The sequence below is a fragment of the Nocardia shimofusensis NBRC 100134 genome, from assembly GCF_001613125.1.
GTDB lineage: Bacteria > Actinomycetota > Actinomycetes > Mycobacteriales > Mycobacteriaceae > Nocardia > Nocardia shimofusensis.
In genome coordinates this window covers 20,074-40,354 of the sequence record NZ_BDBT01000005.1, presented here as the reverse complement: position 1 = coordinate 40,354, position 20,281 = coordinate 20,074, and the positions used below count along the sequence as shown (strand labels likewise).

Annotated in this window: 18 protein-coding genes; 13 read left to right on the top strand and 5 right to left on the bottom strand. The window is 69.6% G+C overall.

What is annotated here, in order from left to right:
* Positions 1-184: 184 nt before the first annotated feature.
* Positions 185-1,417, top strand: coding sequence for a PucR family transcriptional regulator (locus tag NS3_RS07145; RefSeq protein ID WP_067855590.1), 1,233 nt, complete (start codon positions 185-187; stop codon positions 1,415-1,417).
* Positions 1,418-1,514: 97 nt separating this feature from the next.
* On the opposite strand, the gene NS3_RS07140 is transcribed toward NS3_RS07145, so the two are convergent.
* Positions 1,515-1,715 (bottom strand): hypothetical protein, encoded by a 201-nt coding sequence (locus tag NS3_RS07140; protein ID WP_067855587.1) that lies wholly within the window; start codon positions 1,713-1,715, stop codon positions 1,515-1,517.
* A 152-nt stretch (positions 1,716-1,867) separates the two neighbouring features.
* Between NS3_RS07140 and NS3_RS07135 the strand changes: the two genes are divergently transcribed.
* Positions 1,868-2,215 carry a histone-like nucleoid-structuring protein Lsr2 gene (locus tag NS3_RS07135; protein WP_067855582.1) on the top strand — a complete coding sequence of 116 codons (348 nt, stop codon included), beginning with the start codon at positions 1,868-1,870 and terminating at the stop codon, positions 2,213-2,215.
* 24 nt (positions 2,216-2,239) lie between these two features.
* Here NS3_RS07135 and NS3_RS07130 read toward each other — a convergent pair whose 3' ends face one another.
* Positions 2,240-3,121, bottom strand: a complete 882-nt coding sequence (locus tag NS3_RS07130) for an alpha/beta hydrolase fold domain-containing protein (protein ID WP_067855579.1) — start codon at positions 3,119-3,121, stop codon at positions 2,240-2,242.
* A 427-nt stretch (positions 3,122-3,548) separates the two neighbouring features.
* On the opposite strand from NS3_RS07130, the gene NS3_RS07125 reads away from it, so the two are divergent.
* The 3 genes from NS3_RS07125 to NS3_RS07120 all read left to right on the top strand — a co-directional run bounded on the left by NS3_RS07125 (position 3,549) and on the right by NS3_RS07120 (position 6,160).
* Positions 3,549-5,138, top strand: coding sequence for a flavin-containing monooxygenase (locus NS3_RS07125; RefSeq protein WP_067855576.1), 1,590 nt, complete (start codon positions 3,549-3,551; stop codon positions 5,136-5,138).
* Positions 5,139-5,242: 104 nt separating this feature from the next.
* Positions 5,243-5,407 (top strand): hypothetical protein, encoded by a 165-nt coding sequence (locus tag NS3_RS28925; protein ID WP_157101223.1) that lies wholly within the window; start codon positions 5,243-5,245, stop codon positions 5,405-5,407.
* Between the two features lie 327 nt (positions 5,408-5,734).
* Positions 5,735-6,160: a GAF domain-containing protein gene (locus NS3_RS07120; RefSeq protein ID WP_067855573.1), complete on the top strand. Its 426-nt coding sequence runs from the start codon at positions 5,735-5,737 to the stop codon at positions 6,158-6,160.
* A 27-nt stretch (positions 6,161-6,187) separates the two neighbouring features.
* Here NS3_RS07120 and NS3_RS28920 read toward each other — a convergent pair whose 3' ends face one another.
* Both NS3_RS28920 and aztA read right to left on the bottom strand, forming a co-directional pair.
* A complete protein-coding gene (locus NS3_RS28920; RefSeq protein WP_157101222.1) occupies positions 6,188-6,355 on the bottom strand; it encodes a hypothetical protein in 168 nt (55 codons plus the stop codon).
* Positions 6,356-6,854: 499 nt separating this feature from the next.
* A complete protein-coding gene (gene aztA / locus NS3_RS07115; RefSeq protein WP_157101221.1) occupies positions 6,855-7,574 on the bottom strand; it encodes a zinc ABC transporter ATP-binding protein AztA in 720 nt (239 codons plus the stop codon).
* 61 nt (positions 7,575-7,635) lie between these two features.
* Between aztA and aztB the strand changes: the two genes are divergently transcribed.
* The 6 genes from aztB to NS3_RS07085 all read left to right on the top strand — a co-directional run bounded on the left by aztB (position 7,636) and on the right by NS3_RS07085 (position 16,468).
* Entirely contained in the window at positions 7,636-9,624 is a 1,989-nt protein-coding gene (aztB, locus tag NS3_RS07110) for a zinc ABC transporter permease AztB (RefSeq protein WP_067855571.1), read from the top strand.
* Entirely contained in the window at positions 9,621-10,544 is a 924-nt protein-coding gene (aztC, locus tag NS3_RS07105) for a zinc ABC transporter substrate-binding protein AztC (protein ID WP_067855568.1), read from the top strand. Before aztB ends, aztC begins: the two co-directional genes overlap by 4 nt.
* Positions 10,545-10,559: 15 nt before the next feature.
* Complete coding sequence (gene aztD, locus NS3_RS07100) at positions 10,560-11,729, top strand: zinc metallochaperone AztD (protein WP_067855565.1); 1,170 nt, start codon at positions 10,560-10,562, stop codon at positions 11,727-11,729.
* A 232-nt stretch (positions 11,730-11,961) separates the two neighbouring features.
* On the top strand, positions 11,962-13,863 hold the full coding sequence (locus tag NS3_RS29945; RefSeq protein ID WP_067855562.1) for a hypothetical protein: 1,902 nt from the start codon (positions 11,962-11,964) through the stop codon (positions 13,861-13,863).
* A gap of 143 nt (positions 13,864-14,006) precedes the next feature.
* Positions 14,007-15,509 (top strand): serine/threonine-protein kinase, encoded by a 1,503-nt coding sequence (locus NS3_RS07090; protein WP_084495134.1) that lies wholly within the window; start codon positions 14,007-14,009, stop codon positions 15,507-15,509.
* Positions 15,510-15,943: 434 nt separating this feature from the next.
* The gene (locus NS3_RS07085) at positions 15,944-16,468 is read left to right on the top strand and encodes a hypothetical protein (protein ID WP_067855556.1); all 525 of its coding nucleotides are present in this window, start codon (positions 15,944-15,946) and stop codon (positions 16,466-16,468) included.
* 212 nt (positions 16,469-16,680) lie between these two features.
* Here NS3_RS07085 and NS3_RS07080 read toward each other — a convergent pair whose 3' ends face one another.
* The gene (locus tag NS3_RS07080) at positions 16,681-17,229 is read right to left on the bottom strand and encodes a DUF8020 domain-containing protein (RefSeq protein ID WP_067855553.1); all 549 of its coding nucleotides are present in this window, start codon (positions 17,227-17,229) and stop codon (positions 16,681-16,683) included.
* Positions 17,230-17,562: 333 nt separating this feature from the next.
* On the opposite strand from NS3_RS07080, the gene NS3_RS07075 reads away from it, so the two are divergent.
* Both NS3_RS07075 and NS3_RS07070 read left to right on the top strand, forming a co-directional pair.
* A complete protein-coding gene (locus tag NS3_RS07075; RefSeq protein WP_067855550.1) occupies positions 17,563-19,038 on the top strand; it encodes a DHA2 family efflux MFS transporter permease subunit in 1,476 nt (491 codons plus the stop codon).
* 133 nt (positions 19,039-19,171) lie between these two features.
* On the top strand, positions 19,172-20,266 hold the full coding sequence (locus NS3_RS07070; RefSeq protein WP_067855547.1) for an LLM class flavin-dependent oxidoreductase: 1,095 nt from the start codon (positions 19,172-19,174) through the stop codon (positions 20,264-20,266).
* Positions 20,267-20,281: the final 15 nt, after the last annotated feature.

The window sequence follows — 20,281 nt, the reverse complement described above, 5'->3', positions numbered from 1 at the left end:
CATCGCCCGAACGCGCAGCCGCATACGCGATCGTCCAACCGTCGAAGACTTTGTGATCTGTCACTGTCGAAAGTCGTGCCGACTGGTCTTTTTCACACAACGCGGCGATACGCTCCATGTCGCACGCCCTGTCGTTAGTGTGAATTCGCCACACAGTAATCGCGGGGGGCGCGAGGAGTTGCCGATGACCGTCGATGATCGAATGGGGCCGAACCCAGCGTCGAGCCTGACCCTTTCCGGCAAGCCGATGTCCTTTCCGCTCCAGGACGTCCGCGGCCTGTCCCGGCAGATGGTGGGACATTTCGTCCGCACCGTCGCGCCGTGCGGCACGCTGCCGGGCGACGCCATCAGCGGTGACGTCACCATGGTCACCCGCGTGTGCCTCGAAGTCGCCGTCAACATGCTCGACGGGCGCGACGTCCGCACCCAGTTGCGCAGGCTCGAGGACGCTGCGGCGGGCTGGGCGCGTGAGGGCGTGCCCATCGACACGATCCATCACTCGGTCCACGAGGGCTTCAAGATCGGTATGGATCTGGTGATGTCCAACGCGACCGCCAACGACTACGAGAGCCTGGTCGATGGTGCGAGGCGGATCGTGGAGATCCTCGACCAGATGACGACCGCGATCTCCTCCGCCTACGTCAGAGAACTGCGCGCGGTGGTCAGCGAACACCACACGGCGGTGCACACACTCACCTCGGCGCTGCTCGGCGGTCACAGCAACTCGACCATGGCCCGCGAGTGCGGCATCGCCATCGCCGAGTCCTACGCGGTCCTCGCGGTGGCGATCGCGCCGCATCACGACGAGAGCAATCCCACGCTCGACGGTCAGGTGGTCGCCCGGCGCAAACTGCGCCGGACCCAGGCCGAGCTGGCCAACCGCTGCGGCCACACCGCGCTGTCGCTGCTCAGCGTGGACGGCGGCACCATCCTCATCCCCGCCGACACGATGGACGACGAGGGCCTCGACGTACTGGTCGGTGCGCTCGCCGAGGCCGCGCACGCCGGCATCACCGCCACCATGGTGCGCGCCGCGACCGCGCAGATTCCCGATGCCGCCGACCAGGCACACGAATTGCTCGACATGGTGCAGCGCCTGCAGGCGGTCCCCGGCCTCTACCGCTTCGACGAACTCGCACTCGAATACCAGCTGACCCGTCCCGGCCCCGGCCGCGAATACCTCGGCGCGCTGCTGGAACCGCTCGACGACCACCCGGAACTCCTCGAGACCCTGCGCACCCACATCGCCAACAACCTGAACCGCCAGCGCACGTCCCGACTGCTGCACGTGCACACCAACACCGTCGACTACCGTCTCAAGCGGATCGCCCAGCTCACCGGTTTCGACCCCACCCAGCCCTCCGGGCTGTGGTATCTGCGCTCGGCGCTGGTCGCCCGGACCTATCGCGCGGCCTGACCCGCCCCCTCGTCCACCCGCCTTCTCCCGTTGCCGCGGATGTCCACCGGGCGAAATCTCTCCCGGAGTGAAATACTGCTGCCGGGGCGCATTTCGATCAGGACTCCGGCAGCGGGATGAGTTCCGCCTGTTCGCCCGAGTCGTCACCCGGTCCCTCGGATCGGCCGTTGATCGCGGTGGAACCGCCGGAGTGAGCCACCACCCACTGTCCGCAGACACAGCGCAGGTAACGGACCGAACCGTGCGTCGACACGAGCATCGGTGCGGGCCAACCGCAGATCGGGCATGGGGTGGGCATGGGCCGAGCGTGGGGAATCTGGAGGGCTGATGCAATCACCGGTGCGGCGTGGCGCGCACAACGCGATAGATCGTGACCGGGGCGAGGTGAGCGCCGTTGCGGGTACCACGCACAATAGGATCGCATTTTCCCCGGACCGAGGAGGGCATGTAGTGGCACGCAAGGTGGTCGTGACGATCGTCGATGACTACGACGGCGAATCGCAGGCCGCGGAGACGGTTTCGTTCGCACTCGACGGAGTGGGTTACGAGATCGATCTCTCCGAGACCAACGCCAAGGCGTTGCGGCAGGTGTTCGAGCAGTGGACCCCGTTCGCGCGCAAGGTCGGCAAGTCGTCGGGCCGAAGTCGCAGCGTCAAGCAGCGCGAGCGCGGTGATCAGGAGCAGGCGTCGGCGATCCGGGAATGGGCCCGCCGCAACGGGTACGAGGTCTCGAGCCGGGGCCGGGTATCCGCCGACGTGGTCGCCGCGTACAAGGCCGCGCACAACGGTCAGGACTGACGAGCCGGGGTGTGCGCGGCCATGTCAGCCGAGCGTGCACACCTCCCCGGCGATCTTCGCCGCCGCGGTTCTGCCCTCCCGGACCGGTAGCAGCGGCGTGACGTGCAGCCCGCCCCGGGCCACCGTCAGCTCTGCGGGCACGCCCGCGGCGACGGCCCGCGCGCGCAGCAGCTCGCAGTCGGGATAGGCGAGATCGCGTGTCCCCGCGTGGATGCCGATGGCGGGCAACCCGGCGAGCTCGCCGTTCAGCGGGCTCAATCGGGGATCGGTGGGGTCGTCGCCCGCCGCCCAGGCTCGCCCCGCTTCCACCAGCCCCTCGCGTACCAGCCACGGGTCGTCCACGTCGGCGACCTCGGGATTGGCGATGGTCAGATCGAGCCAGGGCGAGATGAGCATCAGACGATCCGGCTGCCTGATTCCGTCGCCGAGGTCGCGCAGTGTCTGCGCGAGTCCGAGCGCGAGCCCGCCGCCGGAGGAGTCGCCCATCAGCGTCAACGGTCCCGGCATCTCGGCGGCCTCCCGATACACCTGGGTGACGAACGGGTAGGCGTCCCGATAGGTGTACTGCGGCGCCAGCCCGTAGATCGGCGCGATCACCCGCGCGCCCCGGTCGGCGAGCCGGGAGATGAAACCCCAGTGATGGCTGGTGATCTCGGAGATGTAGGCCCCTCCGTGTAGATAGACCACCGTGCACCGCGGCTCGCGTCCGCGCGGGGTCACGGTGTGAACGCCGAACCCGCCGTGTTCGCTTCCGGTGACGACGTGGCGGCGGCGAATCCGGGCGGTCGGGGTAGGCGAGGCCTTGGGACCGTTCATGCGATCGCGGGCGCGCTCGGGCGTCGTCATCCGCGGTCGCGCGGTCGCGCGCAGGTAGGCCCCCGCGACCCTCATGCCGATACTGCTCACCGCACCTGTCCTCTCCTACCCGGCCGGGTGTCCAGTCTGCCCGGCCGGTTCGAACACGTTGCCACTTTCGCTTCCCCCGGCACCAGCCGGGGTCGCTCTCCGGGCTGGCTTCGGCGCCGTCGGGGCCGGTCGCGGAGGCCGATGCGGCTGTCGACCGGAAGCGGCTTCCCGTCGAGTATTGCTGATCGTCTGCTGTGAACGTGTTATGGAACGAGTTGGTCGGTATGTAAATCCATACAGAAGCGGAGCAGGCTTCACTGCGCTTTCGGCTCGTCCGGCATTTCCGGTGACAAACCCCCGTTCTGATCGGATATGGCACCCGGATTCATTCATGAATTTCACTTCCACTTAGCATGTGACCCGCGTCACGAAGATGTTTGCTGAGGGTTGTCCGTGGAGTGCTGGAACGCTACGAGGAAGTGAGGCTGTGGTGGGCGCGGTAGGCGCGGTGCACGAGGTGCACGTGGTGATCGTCGGGGCGGGGTTCGGCGGGATCGGTATGGGGGTGGCGCTGAAGAAGGCCGGGATCGAGGATTTCTTGATCCTGGACAGAGGTTCCGACCTGGGCGGGGTGTGGCGGGACAACACCTATCCCGGGTGTTCGTGTGATGTGCCCGGGCACCTGTATTCGTTCTCATTCGCGCCCTACCGCAGCACCCGTAGCCGCTATCCGGGCCAGCAGCACATCCTGGCCTATCTGCGCCGGATCGCCGCCGACCACGGGCTGGTCCCGAAACTGCGTCTGCGCACCGCGATCGTCTCGGCCATCTACCGGGAGGACCGGGTGCGCTGGGAACTGCGGACAGCGGCGGGCGATCGGATCGACGCCGAGATCGTCGTGTTCGCCGTCGGCCAGTTGCACCGGCCGCGGATGCCCGAACTGCCCGGCCGGGAACTGTTCGCCGGTTCGGCCTTCCACACCGCGCGCTGGGACCACGGCGTCGACCTCGCGGATCGGGAGATCGCCGTGATCGGCACCGGATCCAGCGCCGCGCAAGTGGTTCCCGAACTGGCGGCGATCGCCCGGCGGGTGACGGTCTACCAGCGCACGCCGAACTGGCTGCTGCCCAAACCGAACCCGGACTTCGGCACGCTCTCGCGGGTGCTGCTGCATCTGCCCGCGGCGCATCAGGCCTACCGCGCGGCCATCGAACGGATCGCGGATCTGAGCCTGGCCCCGATCATGCGGCGCGGCTGGTCGGCCCGGCCCGCGCGCTGGGCCGCGCTCGCCTATCTGCGCCGCCGGATCGCCGACCCGGCGTTGCGCGAGGAGCTCACACCCCGGTATCCGATCGGCGCCAAGCGCATCCTCTTCGACAGCGGCTACTACCGGGCGCTGACCAGGTCGAACGTCGAGCTTGTGACCGATCCGATCGAGCGGTTGACCGCCGACGGCGTGCTGACCGCCGACGGCGCCCACCGCCGCGCCGATGTGCTGATCTACGCGACCGGATTCCGGGCGCCGGAGTTCCTGGTGCCCATCGCCGTGCACGGTCGCGGCGGACAGTTGTTGCAGCAGCGCTGGCGTGACGGCGCGGACGCCTATCTCGGGCTTGCGGTGCCCGGATTCCCGAACGCCTTCCTGATCGCGGGCCCGAACACCTTCAATCCGGCGGGCAGTAATCCGGGGATGAAGGAGCGTCAGATCGCCTTCATCATGGAGTGCCTGCGGTGGCGGCGCGAGATCGGCGCACCCGCCGTGGAAGTGACCGAGATGGCGATGCGGCGGTACCGTCGCTGGCTGGACGATGCGATCGGCCGGACCGTGTGGCCCGCGGGCGACAGTTGGTACCGGCATCCGAGCGGGCGGGTGACCAATCCCTGGCCCGCGAGCGGACGGAGCTTCACGCGGATGCTGCGCCGTCCGCCCGCCGACTCGTTCGCACGGGTGGATCCGCTTCCTTCCGCCGGCGTCCGGGAGCGTGGGTGTGAGCCCGGCCGGGTGGCGCGGATCCTGGCGGCCCGCTATTCCTCGCGGCCTGCGCGGGCGCATCGCCGAGATCACCGGTCGGCGTAGGTGCCGTCACGAGACGGTCTACCCGCAGGTGTGGCGCCCGCCTCGCTGGGGTGGCCGGGATACCTTCGCCGCTCGGCTGATGACGGCGGCGAAGGGAAGCGGCGGTGGATGCAGGCGCGATCCGGACAACGGTCGCCATGGGCGTCGTAGCGGGTGTGCTGGCCGCCGGATTCGTCGTCTCCCAGCGGGCCGTCTCGGCGGAGACTGCCCGGTCGGTGGCCGAGGCGCGGCAGGCGCACGAGGAGGCGCGCACGGATCCGTCCCGGTGAGCCGGGGACCGCGGCGAATTCCCGGCAACGAGCGAACCAACCGGTGTTATTGTTGTCGCGTCATACCGCCGCTCGGCGGAATGGCTCGCGTGCAGGTGAGCGGAGCCGGATCTGCCCGATGTCTCCACGAAAGACCCGGGCGCACAACCGTTCACGCCGGTCATCGGTGCTGCCGAGGCCGGCCGGGTGTCCGGGGAACCGGGTGCCGCGCGGCCGCGGACAAGCGGCCCCAGCTGGACAGTGAAATCGGTGCGCCGGGCGGCGCGACATTCGCGGTATCACCGATGCCCGCCCGCGCGCCGATGCAACAACGAACGAGGTGTTCGCATGCTCGACGCCCGCGTCCTGTCGTTCGACTCGACCGGCGGCGCCGGTCCGGAACGCGATTCGTCCGTCCCGCAGCGTGCGGCGCGCAATATCGCGCGCCTGCTCCCCGGTCATCCGCTGGTCGGGATCACGGCCTGGGAGAATGACGGTCTGGAAGTGCTCGGCTGGTCGAACCGGCTGGCCGAGGAACTCGAACACGCTCAGTCGAGGTGTCCCGATACGCCCGCTCTCGATGTCGCCCGCACCGGGCATCCCATACTGGTCGGCGATCTGGTCGCCGAACGGCGTTGGGAAGAATACTGCGAGCAGCTTCGCGCGCACGGAATACGCTCGCTGTATTGCCAGCCGCTGGTGGCCGAGGCTCAATTGCTGGGACTGCTCACGCTCTACTCCGAGCGTGAGCACGCGTTCCGGCCCCGGCCCTGACAACCCCCGACAGGTACCCGGGGAAAGCTATTGCCCCCGGGTACCTTCGTGTAGCGCGTCTCCCGCCGCACTCGCCGACCTGCTGCCGGATCCGAACACGACGCGCTCCCACCAGGCGTCGAGCCGGCTGGGTTCCGGCCAGATCACGACTCCGGGGTCGGGTTCGGACTGATCGGTCACGACATTGTCGACCATGGTCGGCCTCCTCGGCAGGTGAAACGGCACCGGCTGTCCGGCGCCGCGCAGTTCCAGCTGCGGTGCCGACGGCCGGGCGGTGAAGCTCTCGTATCCGTGGCTCGTCGCCGCGGACGGAAATACCGGATCACATCGATTTTCCAGGTGCCGACAATTTTAGCGCCTGTCGGCGGAATGTGCAGGAAAGATTCGGCCGTCCACTCCGGTGCCGCTCGTCTGTTCCGGAAATTGCCCGTGAATGTTTCCCGCCGGGGATTGCACGGCGATATCCCCGCTGCCGATGTCGCCGCCATTTGTGCGATCGGATGCACGCGAATATTAGCGGCGAATTAACACCCTTTCCCGAATATCGCGAAAAGGCGAATGCAGTGGGGTGACGCGAGTCGGGTGGGTCCGGGGCTGAAGCCGGGCCCGGACCCACCTGACCGACCAGACGATGGCGGATCGCGATCAGGGGGCGTGCGACCCGCCCTGCAACCCCGGGGCTAACCGGGTGGATTCAGGGTAAGCCGAGCGATTGCGCGGCCGTGGCGTTTCGGTCGAAAGACAACTCGTCGTGACCCGAGGGCTGTTCGCCGGGAAGCGCATGGGGGAGCAGCCTGCCGTCGTCGAGCACGAGATGGTGATCGGCGGCTCGGGCTTCGTCGGAGCGATGTGTCGCGTGCACGACAGTTACTCCGGTGGCGGCTGTCTCGGTCAGCAGTCCGGCGATGACCCGTCGCGAGCGCGCGTCCAGATTCGCGGTCGGTTCGTCGAGCAGCAGCAGGTCGGCCTGCTGGGCGAGGGCCTGGGCGATCAGGGTGCGCTGCCGTTGTCCACCGGAGAGGGTGTCGAGCCGGCGGTGTGCGAGACCGGTGAGGTCCATGCGGCGCAGGCAGTCGGCCACCACGGTGGTGTCCTGCCTTCTCGATCTGCGCCAATGGCCGAGATGCGCCCAGCGGCCCATCGCCACGGTCTGGCCGACGGTGATGGGCAGGGTCGCGGACACCGCGCTGTGCTGGACCACGAACGCGGTGCGCGTGTGGCCGCCGCGGTCGATCCGGCCCGCGATCGGGCGCAGGAGCCCGGCAAGGGCGGCGAGCAGGGTCGACTTGCCCGATCCGTTGTGGCCGAGCACCGCGGTGACGGCCCCCGCGGGAATCGTCGCGGTGATCTCGCGCAGGGCGATACGGCCGCGATAGCCCGCGGTCAGTCCGTCGATTCGCACTCCGGCCGTCATGGTTGTGGCTCCCGTCACCTTAGTGGAATTGATAATCGTTTTCATCTTATGGTCTCTGCTCATGGAATGGTTGCTCGCCCCGTTCGAGGTGTCCTTCGTGACGCGGGCGCTGTGGGGCGGTCTGCTCGTGAGCTGTCTGTGCGCGCCGGCAGGGACCTGGGTCGTGGTGCGCGGCATGGCTTTCCTGAGTGAGGCGATGGCACACGGGATGCTGCCCGGCGTCGCCGTCGCTGCCCTGATCGGCGGCAATCTGCTGGTGGGCGCGGCGATCAGCGCGGTGGCGATGGCTTTCGGGGTGTCGATGCTGACCCGCTCACGGCGTCTGTCCGCCGATATCGGCATCGGGTTGCTCTTCGTCGCGATGCTGGCCGGCGGGGTGGTGATCGTCTCGCGAGCCCAATCGTTCGCCGTCGACCTGACCGGGTTCCTGTTCGGCGACGTGCTGGCCATCCGCGATCGAGATCTCGTGGTGCTCGCGGTGGCGGTGGCGGTCGGCTGCGCGATCGCGGTGCTCGGGCATCGCGGGTTCGTCGCGCTGTCGTTCGACCCGCGCACCGCGCACACGCTGGGTCTGCGGCCGAGGCTCGCCCAGGCGGGCATGCTCGGGCTCATCACCCTGGCGATCGTCGCGTCCTTCCACGTGGCCGGAACGCTGCTGGTGTTCGGGCTGCTGATCGCCCCGCCCGCGGCCGCGGTGTTGTGGGTGCACCGGATCCCGGTCGTCATGGTGGTCGCCGCGGTGCTCGGCGCGACGGCGACAGCGGTCGGACTGCTGGTCTCCTGGTACGCGGGGACCGCGGCGGGTGCGACCATCGCACTGGTCGCGGTCGGACTGTTCTTCGGGTCGGCGGCGGTGTCGGCGCTGCGTGGCAGGCTGCGCGCGCGGCGGGGCGCGGTGGCCTCGGCCGCGGTGGCGTCCGCGGTGGCGATCAGCGGGTGTGGCGCGCAGCCGGTGCCGCCGGAACCCGCGCCACACGGGTACGTGGCGGGCGCTGAGGAATCGGCCGAGCCGATGCCACGGCTGGTGATCGCCGATCCCGACACCGGAGCGGTGCGGGTGCTGGATCTGGTGAGCGAACAGATCACCGAACTGCCCGCGGTCGCGGGGGTGCGCTCGATCGCCGGTGACGACAGGTACGCCTATCTCGGCACCGGCGACGGTGTCCGGATCGTGGACGCGGGCAGCTGGATCGTCGACCACGGCGACCACGAGCACTACTACCGGTCGACTGCCCGGGAGGTGGGTGCCCGGGCGGAGGGCGATCCCGCCGGGCCCGTGTACGCCGATGCGGCGCTGGCCGCGATGCCGGTGGACGGCGCGACGGTGTTGTTCGATCGCGCCGCACTGGACGCGGGTGCGGTCGCCGAACTCCGCGATCCTGTCCCCGGCCTCGCGGTGCCCTACGAGGGGCATCTGGTCGTCGCCCGCCCCGACGGCCGGGTGGAGGTGCTGGCCGAAGACGGCGCGGTGGTCGCGAGTCCGGAGGCGCCTTGCCGGGAACCGCGGGGATCGGCGCTGACGCGCCGCGGCGTGGTGTTCGGCTGCGCCGACGGGGCGGCGGTGATCTCGGCGGCCAACGGCGCATTCACCGGTCGCGCGGTCGCCTACCCGCACCCGGTGCCGCCGGCGGAACGGGCCGTCGAATTCCGGCACCGGAGGGGCGCCACCACGCTCACCGCACGGGCGGGCAGTCGTGGTGTGTGGCTGCTCGACATCCGCGCGGGCGCCTGGACCCTCGTCGAGACCGGTCCGGTGCTGGCGGCGGGCACCGCGGGGGAGGGAGCCCCGCTGCTGACCGTGGCGGCGGACGGCATACTGCGCGCCTACGATCCGGCGCACGGCGGGGAAACCGCGCGTACCGAGGTGCTCGCTCGCGCCGACCCCGCGAATCCGGACCACCCGCCGGTGGTGTCGGTCGACACGAACCGCGCCTACGTCAACGATCCGGCAGGCCGCCGGATCGTCGAGATCGATTACGCCGATCTACGGGTGGCCCGGACTTTCCCGGTTCCGGTCACCCCGGCGTTGATGGTGGAGACGGGCGCATGAGCGCGCTGTCCCGGCTGCTCGCGCCACTGGTCACGGCGCTGCTGCTGACCATCTGCGCCGGATGCGTCGACACCGCGGGCCGCGGTGATTCGATCGTGGTCACCACGAACATCCTCGGCGACCTCACCGCCGCGGTGGTGGGCGACGCCGCCGAGGTCACCGTTCTGATGAATCCCGGCGCCGACCCGCATCACTTCGCCGTCTCGGCGCCACAGGCGGCGCGGATGGAACGAGCGGACCTGATCGTGCACAACGGACTCGGCTTGGAAGAAGGCGTGGCCCGCCACGTCGACGCGGCAGTGCAGGCCGGAGTCGCCTCGCTGGCGGTGGGTGAGCTGGTCGAGCCGCTGCGCTACCGGCCCGAGGTCGGCGCCGACCGTCCCGACCCGCACTTCTGGACCGACCCGCGCCGCGTCGCGCGCGCCGTCGAGGCGATCCGCGACGCGGTGCTCGCGCACACCGGCGCCGATGCCGCCGCGATCCGCGCGCGCACCGAGACCTGTCTCCGCGAACTCGACGACCTCGACCGCTGGATGACCGAGCGGCTCGCGACCGTGCCCGCCGAGCGCCGCAAGCTCGTCACCAACCACCACGTCTTCGGCTATCTGGCCCAGCGCTACGGATTCGAGGTCATCGGCGCGGTGCTGCCGGGCGGCACGACGCTCGCTTCGCCGAGCGCGTCGGATCTGTCCGAACTGGCGGTCGCGGTGCGCACCGCGGGCGTGCCCGCGATCTTCGCCGACACCGCCCAGCCCGACCGGCTCGCGCGCGTACTGGCCGCACATGCGGGCCTGCACGTGCGGGTGATCGGGCTGCAATCGGAATCGCTGAGCGCTCCCGGCGCGGGAGCGGCCACCTACCTGGAAATGATGCGGACCAATACCGAGGCCATCGTGTCCGGTCTGACCGCGGATGGATGAGATGAGGAAAACGACATGAGGATTCGATCGACCGCGACGGTGCTGGCCGGTCTGCTGACCGCGACCGTCGCGTTGAGCGCGTGCGGTTCCGGCGACGAGGACGAAGCGACGGCGTCCGGTCACGCGACCGTCGAACCGATCGCGGTCACCTTCGACGGCGGAATCCACGTGCTCGACGGGCGGACGCTGGAATTGGCCGCGACGACCCCGCTGGCGGGATTCAACCGGCTGAATCCGGCGGGTGACGAACGGCATCTGATGGTGTCCACCGACGAGGGCTTCCGGGTCTACGACGCCCTCACCGCGGAATTCACCGATATCGCTTTCCCCGGACCGAAACCGGGACATGTCGTGCGGCACGCGGGCCGCACCGTGCTGTTCACCGACGGCACCGGGGAAATCGTCTCCTTCGACCCCGCCGATCTGTCCGATCCTTCCGGGGACGCACCGCCCACCCGGGTACACCGGACCGCGGCCCCGCATCACGGTGTGGCCGTGGAAATGGCCGACGGCAGTCTCGTCCTCACCGTGGGAACCGAACAGCGGCGCTCCGGGCTGATGGTGCTCGACGCGCAGGGCGAGGAGATCGCCCGTAACGAGGACTGCCCCGGCGTCCACGGCGAGGCGACGGCGAAGGACGAGACCGTGGTCGTCGGGTGCGAGAACGGCGTGCTGGTCTATCGCGACGGCGTCATCACCAAGATCGATGGTCCCACCCCTTACAGCAGAATCGGCAATCAGGCGGGCAGCCCGGAGTCCGCGGTGGTGCTCGGAGATTACAAGCAGGACGAGGACGCCGAACTGGAGCGGCCGCAGCAGGTCTCGCTGATCGACACCGCCACCGGGCAGTTGCGCCTCGTGGATCTGGGCGCGAGCTACACCTTCCGGTCGCTGGGTCGTGGTCCGCGGGGGGAGGCGCTCGTGCTGGCCACCGACGGACGCCTGCACGTGATCGATCCGGTCGCGGGCACGGTCGTGCGGAGCATCGCGGTGCTCGAGCCCTGGCAGGAACCGCTGAAGTGGCAGCAGGCGCGTCCGGCGCTGTTCGTCCGCGGCGGCGACGCCTACGTCTCGGACCCGGCGACCTCGAGCGTGCACCGCATCGATCTGGCCGCCGGTGAGGTGCGGGCCTCGGTCACCCTGCCCGACCGTCCGAACGAGCTCAGCGGAGTCGGGGCGCACTGATCACACGCCCGGATCCGGCGCCCTCGACGCGAATTTTGCCGTGGGCGCCGGAAGGAGTACAACTCCGAGGAACAAGCAATTCCGCCCCGTGTGTCGCGCGCGGCGCGCCGAGATCGGGTGACGGTGAATATCTATGGTTTTGCAGGAAACCCGGCATGGACTATGAATGTGGGGTGCTGTTCACACCCGTGATCACTTGTCTGCCATCGAGACTCCCCAAGGGGAGGTCGATATGACTGTCGAGCGTCCGATGGAGGACGAGGTCACGCAGCTTGCCCTGCGGGTCGAAAAGGCCAGGGGACGCCTGGCCTACCAGTTCGATCCCGCGCTCACCGAGGCGCTGTCCGAAAGCGAACTGCAAGCCGAACGCGAACTCGCCGAGCGCATTCGCGAGCAGGACAGAGAGCAGCGCTGGAAAGAAGTGCAGGCCGCTGCCGTGGCCTCCGACCAGGCTCGTCAAACCGCGGAAGTGATCGCGAAGGCCGACATGCGAGATCTGTTGCTCGCCCGCAAGGCGATCGCCGCTCAGCGGCGCGAATCCAGTCCGCACGCCAAACTGGCCTCGCTGTACCGGCATCGCTCCTGGTCGCTCCGTGCGCTCGCGGGTGTCGTGGCGGCGGGCATGCTGTGGTCGGCGGTCAACGTCCAGCAGAACATCGCGCCCGGCGGGCCGAGTGATCCGCTGTTCTGGTTCAGCTATCTGCTGGAAGGGATGATCAGCGTCTGCCTGATCATCATCATGATCGGCACCAACAAGGTCGCCGAATGGGGTGTGGTCGACAATCGCAGGCAGGTCGCGACCGCCGAGATGGCGCTGTTGTCACTGACCGTCCTGCTCAACACCTACCCGTACATGCGCGCGGGACAGTGGTACGAGGTCGGCGTGCACGCCATCGCACCGGTGATGATCGGCGTCGCGCTGCTCATCCACGATGCCGCGAGCGCGCGCTACGGCCTGGCCATCTATCGCGCCACCGAGCAGGTGCGCGAACTGCCCGATCCGGCCGAGCAGATCCGCAACAGCCTGCCCTCGCTGGTCGCGGTGCGGGCGCGGGGGCCGATCGACATGGTGCCGCGCACCGCCGCCGAATACGAGATCGCCGAGCAGATCGACCTCGCGGTCGAGGGTCCGGTCGACCCCGAGACCGGCGAGCCGCTCACCCTGGACGAGAGCCTCGAGGTTCCCGCCGAAGGTGAGCTCGCCGAGGTGGTGCACCCAGAGCAGGACGAGGAATCTCCCGCTCCGGCCGTCGAGAAGCGTCCGGCCGCCGAGGCCGTCCCCGCCGCCGATCCCGCGCGTAACGGGATCGCTATGAAGGAGGCGTCGGCCAACGGTCGTCCGACGAGGGTCAACGGACAGGCGGTGTCGGCCGACGGACAGGTGGCTTCGGCTGTCACGAAGCCCGCCGCCGCCAAGCCTGCCGCTACCAAGCCCGCCGCTACCAAGTCCGCTGCTGCCGCCGAGCCCGCGGCCACCGCGTCCGCCGTGGCGAAGCCCGCCGCCGGTTCGGCTGCGAGCAAGTCCGCCGCGCAGAGTTCCGCTCCCGCGCCCGCCAAGGCGGCCCCGGTCGCGAAGCCCGCGGCGGTGACCGCTTCGCCCGCCAAGGTTCCGGCGGCGTCGGCGCAGCCCACCCAGCCGGTGAAGAAGCCCGCGACGCAGCCGGTCTCGGCCACCGCCGGGAAGCCTGCCGCGACCAAACCGGCCACGGTGCAGTCGACGGCCGTACAGCCGGTTGCGCAGTCCGTCGCGGCCCGTCCTGCCGCGCCGGTCACCAAGCCGGTCCGATCCGCGGGCTTCAACGACGCGCCCGCCTCGGCCAGGCCTGTCACCGCCCGGCAGGACATCGCGCCCGCGCGCGCCTCGGTGCCGCAGGTGCCCGCGCCGAAGCCGGAGACCGCGGTCTCGGACAGCCGGGCGATGGCCAAGGACAGCAGGACCATGTCCTCGCGCAGCAAGAAGAAGGAGCGCCCCGCCCCGCCGCCCGATCCGGATGGCGCGTATCACGAGGTCGTGCGCTCCTCGGGCATCTACGACACCGGGCAGTTCCGGATCGCCGAAGCACTCGAGCAGGAACTCGCCGAGATGGCCGAGGCCCGTCGTCGCGCGCGCAGCAGCAGGCAGCGGCTGAGCTGACCGCACGTTGTCACCCGGCCACAGCGGCTGATCGGCTTCGGCCGGTCAGCCGTCGCGCGTACACGCCCTCGTAGGACCGGTGGCGGTCGCGCGAACGGTACTGCGCCACTGCGTGTTCGAGACCGGTGTGGTACTGGTACGGGGTGAACGGGACCATGTTCGGCCGCTACCGGCTGCTCGCCCAACTCGGCGCGGGCGGCATGGGGCAGGTATATCGCGCCCACGATACCGATACCGATCGGGTCGTCGCGCTGAAAGTGCTGCCTCCGGAACTCGCGCACGACGAGATCTTCCGCGAGCGGTTCCGCAGGGAAGCCCAGGTGACCGCGCGGCTGACCGAACCGCACGTCATCCCGATCCACGGGTTCGGCGAGATCGAGGGCCGGCTGTATCTGGATATGCGCCTGGTCGAGGGTGTCGACCTGGCCGCGCTGATGGCGGGCGGCAGGCCGATGCCCGCGCCCAGGGCGGTGTCGCTGCTGAGTCAGGTGGCCGGGGCGCTGGATGCGGCCCATGCCGCGGGGCTGGTGCATCGCGACGTCAAGCCGTCCAACATCCTGGTCACCACCGGCGATTTCGCCTATCTCATCGATTTCGGCATCGCCCGCGCCGGCACGCAATCGGGCCTGACCTCGACCGGATCGACCATCGGCACCTTCGCCTACATGGCACCGGAGCGGCTCTCGCAGGGCATCGTCGACGCGCGCGCGGACGTCTACGCGCTGGCCTGTGTGCTGCACGAATGCCTCACGGGCGCCAAGCCGTTCCCCGGTGAGGGGGTGGAGCGCCAGATCACCGCGCACTTGACCGAGGCGCCGCCGCACCCCTCCGTCCACGGCGCGCCCGCCGCCTTCGACACCGTGATCGCCACGGGCATGGCGAAGGATCCGGCCACCCGCTATCCCAGCGCGGGCGCGCTGATGGCGGCCGCCCAGGCCGCGCTGCGCGGCGACTCCACGCTCGTCACGCCGCGCCCGAACGACACCACGGTGGTTCGTCCCGTACCGCCGCCGGCCCCGGTTCCGAACCGGACGCCGAGACGGCGCGGTGCGGCCGTCGCGGCCGGGGTCGGCGCCGTCGTGCTGGTGATCCTCGTGGCCGTGGCAGTGGTGGTGCTGCCCGACCGGGGCTCGGGCGAGGCGAGCGAGGGCGCTGTCGGCAGCGCCGGGAGCGCCTCGGCCACCGAGGTCTCCGCAGGCAGCGGGGAGTCCACACCGGCCGCCGGCTACGGCGGCTCGGTGTCGTCGAGCTCCGGCACCCCGCAGGCGACGACCTCCTCGTCCACGCCCACCTCCGGGGTCGGTGGCATCGCGGCGACGGCGCAGCGGCCCGCGGAGACCGCCGCCCGGATGACCGACTACGTACGTGCCCACTACGCGGATCTGCCGGACGATCCGGCCGCCGCGTGGTCGCGGCTGACCGTGCGCTACCAGGGCGAGATCGGCGGCTACGCGGACTACCGTGAGTTCTGGGACACCGTCGCCTCCACGACCGTCGACCAGATGAGCGCCGACCCGGACACCGACACGGTCACCTTCCGACTCCACCTGACCTACGCAGACGGCCGTTCGGGGTCCGAGACCCGCCTCATCCAGCTGGTGCCGATGGGAGAGAGCTACCGGATCGACAGTGCCGAACTGACCTGAGCGATCCGCTGGACACCGGTTGTCCGTGGACCGATGCGACCTGCCGGTGATCGGGCCTGCGCGCACCGCGATCACCCCGCCCGGCCCGAGCGTCCACGCGTGGTCGCTGCGGAGAACGGGCCGCCGGCGGGGGACCTGCTGTGCCGCCGCGGCCTGGGGTGCCGAGCGGGATCGGTGTGCTGCGCCCGGCCTCAGGGAAATCGGCAGCCGGTAGTGGCGGTGATGGCACGGCCGCTCGACGAGTGGCGAGCAGATCTCGCCCGCAATGATATTCGCTGACGACGGGCGTGCGGGCGTGGCGACGAAGGGCGCGTGGACGGCTCGCGGGGGGTGCGGTCTGGACAGCGCGGGCCGACTTGGCTACGTTGAGGCCGCGTTCGTAGACGGTGTGGTTCGGTGCATGGCAAACGTGGGCTGACAGGGAGGACACGGTCGTGGTGACCATCGCGCAACTGCGGGCGGTGCTGGCGATCCTGCGGGTGGATACGAGCGGGGCGGTGGCGGCGCATCGAGGAGCGGCCGACGAACAAGCCGATCTCGTCGGGCTGCTCCACCGGGTGGTCTCCGGGGAACTGTGCCGGATGATGGCGGAAGGTCACGAGCCGACGCCGTCGGGAGCCCTCGCCAGGCTCGGCGAGAACCCGACCGAGCAGGCGTGTTTCGAGGCTCGCCTGCTGCACGATCAGATCGGGGTCCTGGCGGGCGCGGCGGCCCTGGATCCGGCCCCGGTGCTGCTCGCCGCGGCGGCCCGCTCGGCCCACGCCACGGCGGCGCTGCTGGCTGTGAGCCGCGGGCCGCACGGTGCGATGGCGGAGGAATGGTGGCGGCGCGCGCTCGACGATCTCGGCGAGGCGTATCACCTCGCCAACGACGAGTACATCGACCGGGCGAATTCCGTGACAGCGCCGATGAACACTCCGCCGGTGCTCGAGTCCGCCTGCGCGGCAGACGGTTCGTGAACGGATGGATCAGGCGGATCGACGGGTGCCGCCCAGCTGAGTCGGCCACCGCCGGGAGCAGGGGGCGTGGCGGTGAGCCCGCCGTGCCCAGCGTCGAGCTGGGACACGGCGGACTCCCGCGGACTCGTGCCGCTCCCGGATCGTCGCCTCCCCGCGATCGGGATGCCGGGACCGGCAGTGGCAGGCTCGACCGGTTGCCCTGCTCGTCCTGATCAGGGAGTCGAGAACCCGATGAGCGCGCCGATGCCCGCACCGATCGGGACAGTGATCAGTGCTCCGACGCCACCGAGGAAGAACCCCAGCACCGCGCCGATGCCCGCGCCGACCAGTGCGCCGACGACCGCGTTGTGCTGCTTACGGGCCAGCGTCGCGTCCTCGTCGACGAAGCTCGCCAGGCGTTCGCTCGCCGCCGGGGCGTTCACGGGGGTGAGCAGCAGCGTGCGACCGTTGTCGGCCAGGCTGGGGGACAGGCCGACGGTCGCGCCGTCGACGTTCACGGCGGTCGGGAAGGCGCTGACGGCCTGACCCGCCGCGTCGGTGAGGAGGATGACGCCCCCGGCGATCCGGAACGCGCCGGAATAGAGCGTGGTGACCAGGGCGCTGCCGTCCTCGTTCGGGCCCACGGTGTAGCCGATGCCCTGTTCGACGCCGTGCACGGAGACGTCGGGCGGTGTGGCGGGTGCGGCGTGTGCGGTGCCCGTGGCCAGGACGGTGGCCCCGACGGCGAGCAGGGCGGGTGCGGCGAATCGACGGAATCTCATCGTGTTTCCCTTACGTGTTGCGTACGGGCAGGAACGCCAGGGAAAGACGAAGTGCGTGTCCCCCGGCGACGGACCGGCATCACGGTCCTCGGCCATTGTCCGCTCCGAAACCCCCACCAGCGCAAGCTTTTCGGAAAAGAAACCGCAGGTAGCCCACGTGCGGCGGCCGGGGTTTCCGGCGAGCAACCGGCGGGAGCGGGCGGTCGGCGGTGTGGAAGCGCTTCTGCTCGCCCGGCATGCGAACAACGGGCAATTCCGGCGGCCGCGCGCGGGCGATGCGTTCGAGCGGGCACCCCTGTGGTTGTTCCCGATGTGACATGGCACTCTTAAGCGGTGACAGAACCTCCACATACGCCGGCGGCTTCGCCCGGCTCCACTTCGGACAAGCTCGACAAGGGCGTGCTGAAGATCGCGGGCGTCGTCGTGATCGGCGCGATCATGTCGATTCTCGACGTGACCGTCGTGACCGTCGCGCTCCCGACGTTCATCACGGAATTCGAGACCACCTACGCCATTGCCGCGTGGACGATGACCGGATACACGCTGGCGCTGGCCACCGTCATCCCTCTCACCGGCTGGGCCGCCGACCGGTTCGGCACCAAGCGGCTCTATCTGACCGCGCTTGTTCTGTTCGTCCTCGGCTCGCTGCTGTGCAGCGTCGCGTGGAGCATCGAATCACTGATCGCCTTCCGGATCATCCAGGGACTCGGCGGCGGCATGCTGATGCCGTTGGGCATGACGATCATGACCCACGCGGCGGGCCCGCAGCGGATCGGTCAGGTCATGGCGGTGCTCGGCGTGCCGATGCTGCTCGGCCCGATCGGCGGGCCGATTCTGGGCGGCTGGCTGATCGACGCGTTCAGCTGGCACTGGATCTTCCTGATCAACCTGCCCATCGGCGTGGTGGCGCTGACGGCGGCCGCGATCGTGCTGCCCCCGGACCGCCCCGAACCGAGCGAATCCTTCGACTTCCTCGGCATGCTGCTGGCCTCGCCGGGTCTGGCGCTGTTCCTCTACGGCGTGTCCACCATTCCCGAGGTCGGCACCTTCGCCGACAAGAAGGTGATCATCCCGGTCGTCATCGGTGTGGCGCTGCTGGTCGGGTTCGTCCTGCACGCACTGCGGACCACCCATCCGCTCATCGACCTGTCGCTGTTCAAGAACCGGGCGCTGACCTTCGCGGTGCTGACGATGACGATGTTCGCCATCGCCTTCTTCGGCTCCGGTCTGCTGCTGCCGAGTTACCTGCAGCAGGTGCGCGGTGAGTCCGCGATGGCGGCGGGTCTGCTGATGGCGCCGCAGGGCATCGGCGCGATGCTCACCATGCCGATCGCGGGCAGGCTCGTCGATCGCATGGGCCCGGGCAAGATCGTGATGACGGGTCTGGCGATCATCTCGGTCTCCATGGTCTTCTTCATCCAGTTGACCGACACGACGAATTACGTGGCCATGTGCGCCGCGCTGTTCGTGATGGGCCTGGGCATGGGCTGCACGATGATGCCGACCATGACCGCCGCGATCCAGACGCTGACCCACCAGCAGGTGGCGCGCGGCTCCACGTTGATGAACATCATCAACCAGAGCGCCGGTTCGATCGGAACCGCCATCATGTCGGTGGTGCTGTCCAATGAGATCGCCGATCGGGTGACCTCCGCCGGGCCGCCCGGACCGGCCGCCGCCGCCGACGCGTTCAGCAACACCTATCTGGTGGCTCTGGTGTTCGCCGTGCTGACCCTGGTCCCGGCGTACTTCCTGCCGCGGACACGGCCCGTGGTCAAGGACTCCGATCCGGCGCTCATGGTGCACTGAGCGCGCAGCTCTCCCGGCCATCGCCGGCCACGGCAGTACGCCGTGGCCGGCGATCGTCGTTTCCGGGGAATAGACGGGCCTGCCCTGCGGTTGATATGGTTGCCAAGTCAACCAACAAGCCACAGGAGTCCCCGTGCAGTTCGGAATCTTCTCGGTCGGAGATGTCACCACCGACCCGACGGCGGGCCGGACCCCCGGCGAGGGCGAGCGGATCAAGGCCATGGTGCGGATCGCGCAGAAGGCCGAGGAAGTGGGCCTGGACGTCTTCGCCACCGGCGAGCATCACAACCCGCCGTTCGTGCCCTCCTCGCCGACCACCATGCTCGGTTACATCGCGGCTACCACCGAGCGCATCCACCTGTCCACCGCGACGACCCTGATCACCACCAACGATCCGGTGAAGATCGCCGAGGACTTCGCGATGCTGCAGCACCTGGCCGACGGCCGCGTCGACCTGATGCTCGGCCGCGGCAACACCGGGCCGGTCTATCCCTGGTTCGGCAAGGACATCCGCGACGGCATCGCGCTGGCCGTCGAGAACTACCAGCTGCTGCACCGGCTCTGGCGCGAGGACGTGGTGAACTGGGAAGGTCGCTTCCGCACCCCGTTGCAGTCGTTCACCTCGACCCCGCGCCCGCTCGACGGTGTGCCGCCGTTCGTCTGGCACGGCTCGATCCGCAGCCCGGAGATCGCCGAGCAGGCCGCGTTCTACGGTGACGGCTTCTTCGCCAACAACATCTTCTGGCCCAAGGAACACTTCCAGCGGCTGATCGAGTTGTATCGGCAGCGCTACGAACACCACGGCCACGGCTCCGCGGATCAGGCCGTCGTCGGACTCGGCGGCCAGGTGTTCATGCGTCACAACTCCCAGGACGCGGTGCGGGAGTTCCGGCCCTACTTCGACAACGCGCCGGTATACGGTCACGGACCTTCGCTCGAGGAGTTCACCGAGCAGACCCCGCTGACCGTCGGCAGCCCGCAGCAGGTGATCGACAAGACGCTCACCTTCCGCGAGACCTTCGGCGACTACCAGCGTCAGCTGTTCCTCATGGATCACGCCGGCCTGCCGCTGAAGACGGTTCTGGAACAACTGGACCTGCTCGGCGAACACGTCGTGCCGGTGCTGCGCAGGGAATTCGCCGCCCGGCGGCCCGCGCACGTGCCCGACGCGCCGACGCACGCCTCACTGCTCGCAGCGCGGAACGGCACCGCGGCCCTGCGTGCGTGACCCGGCCGCATCGAC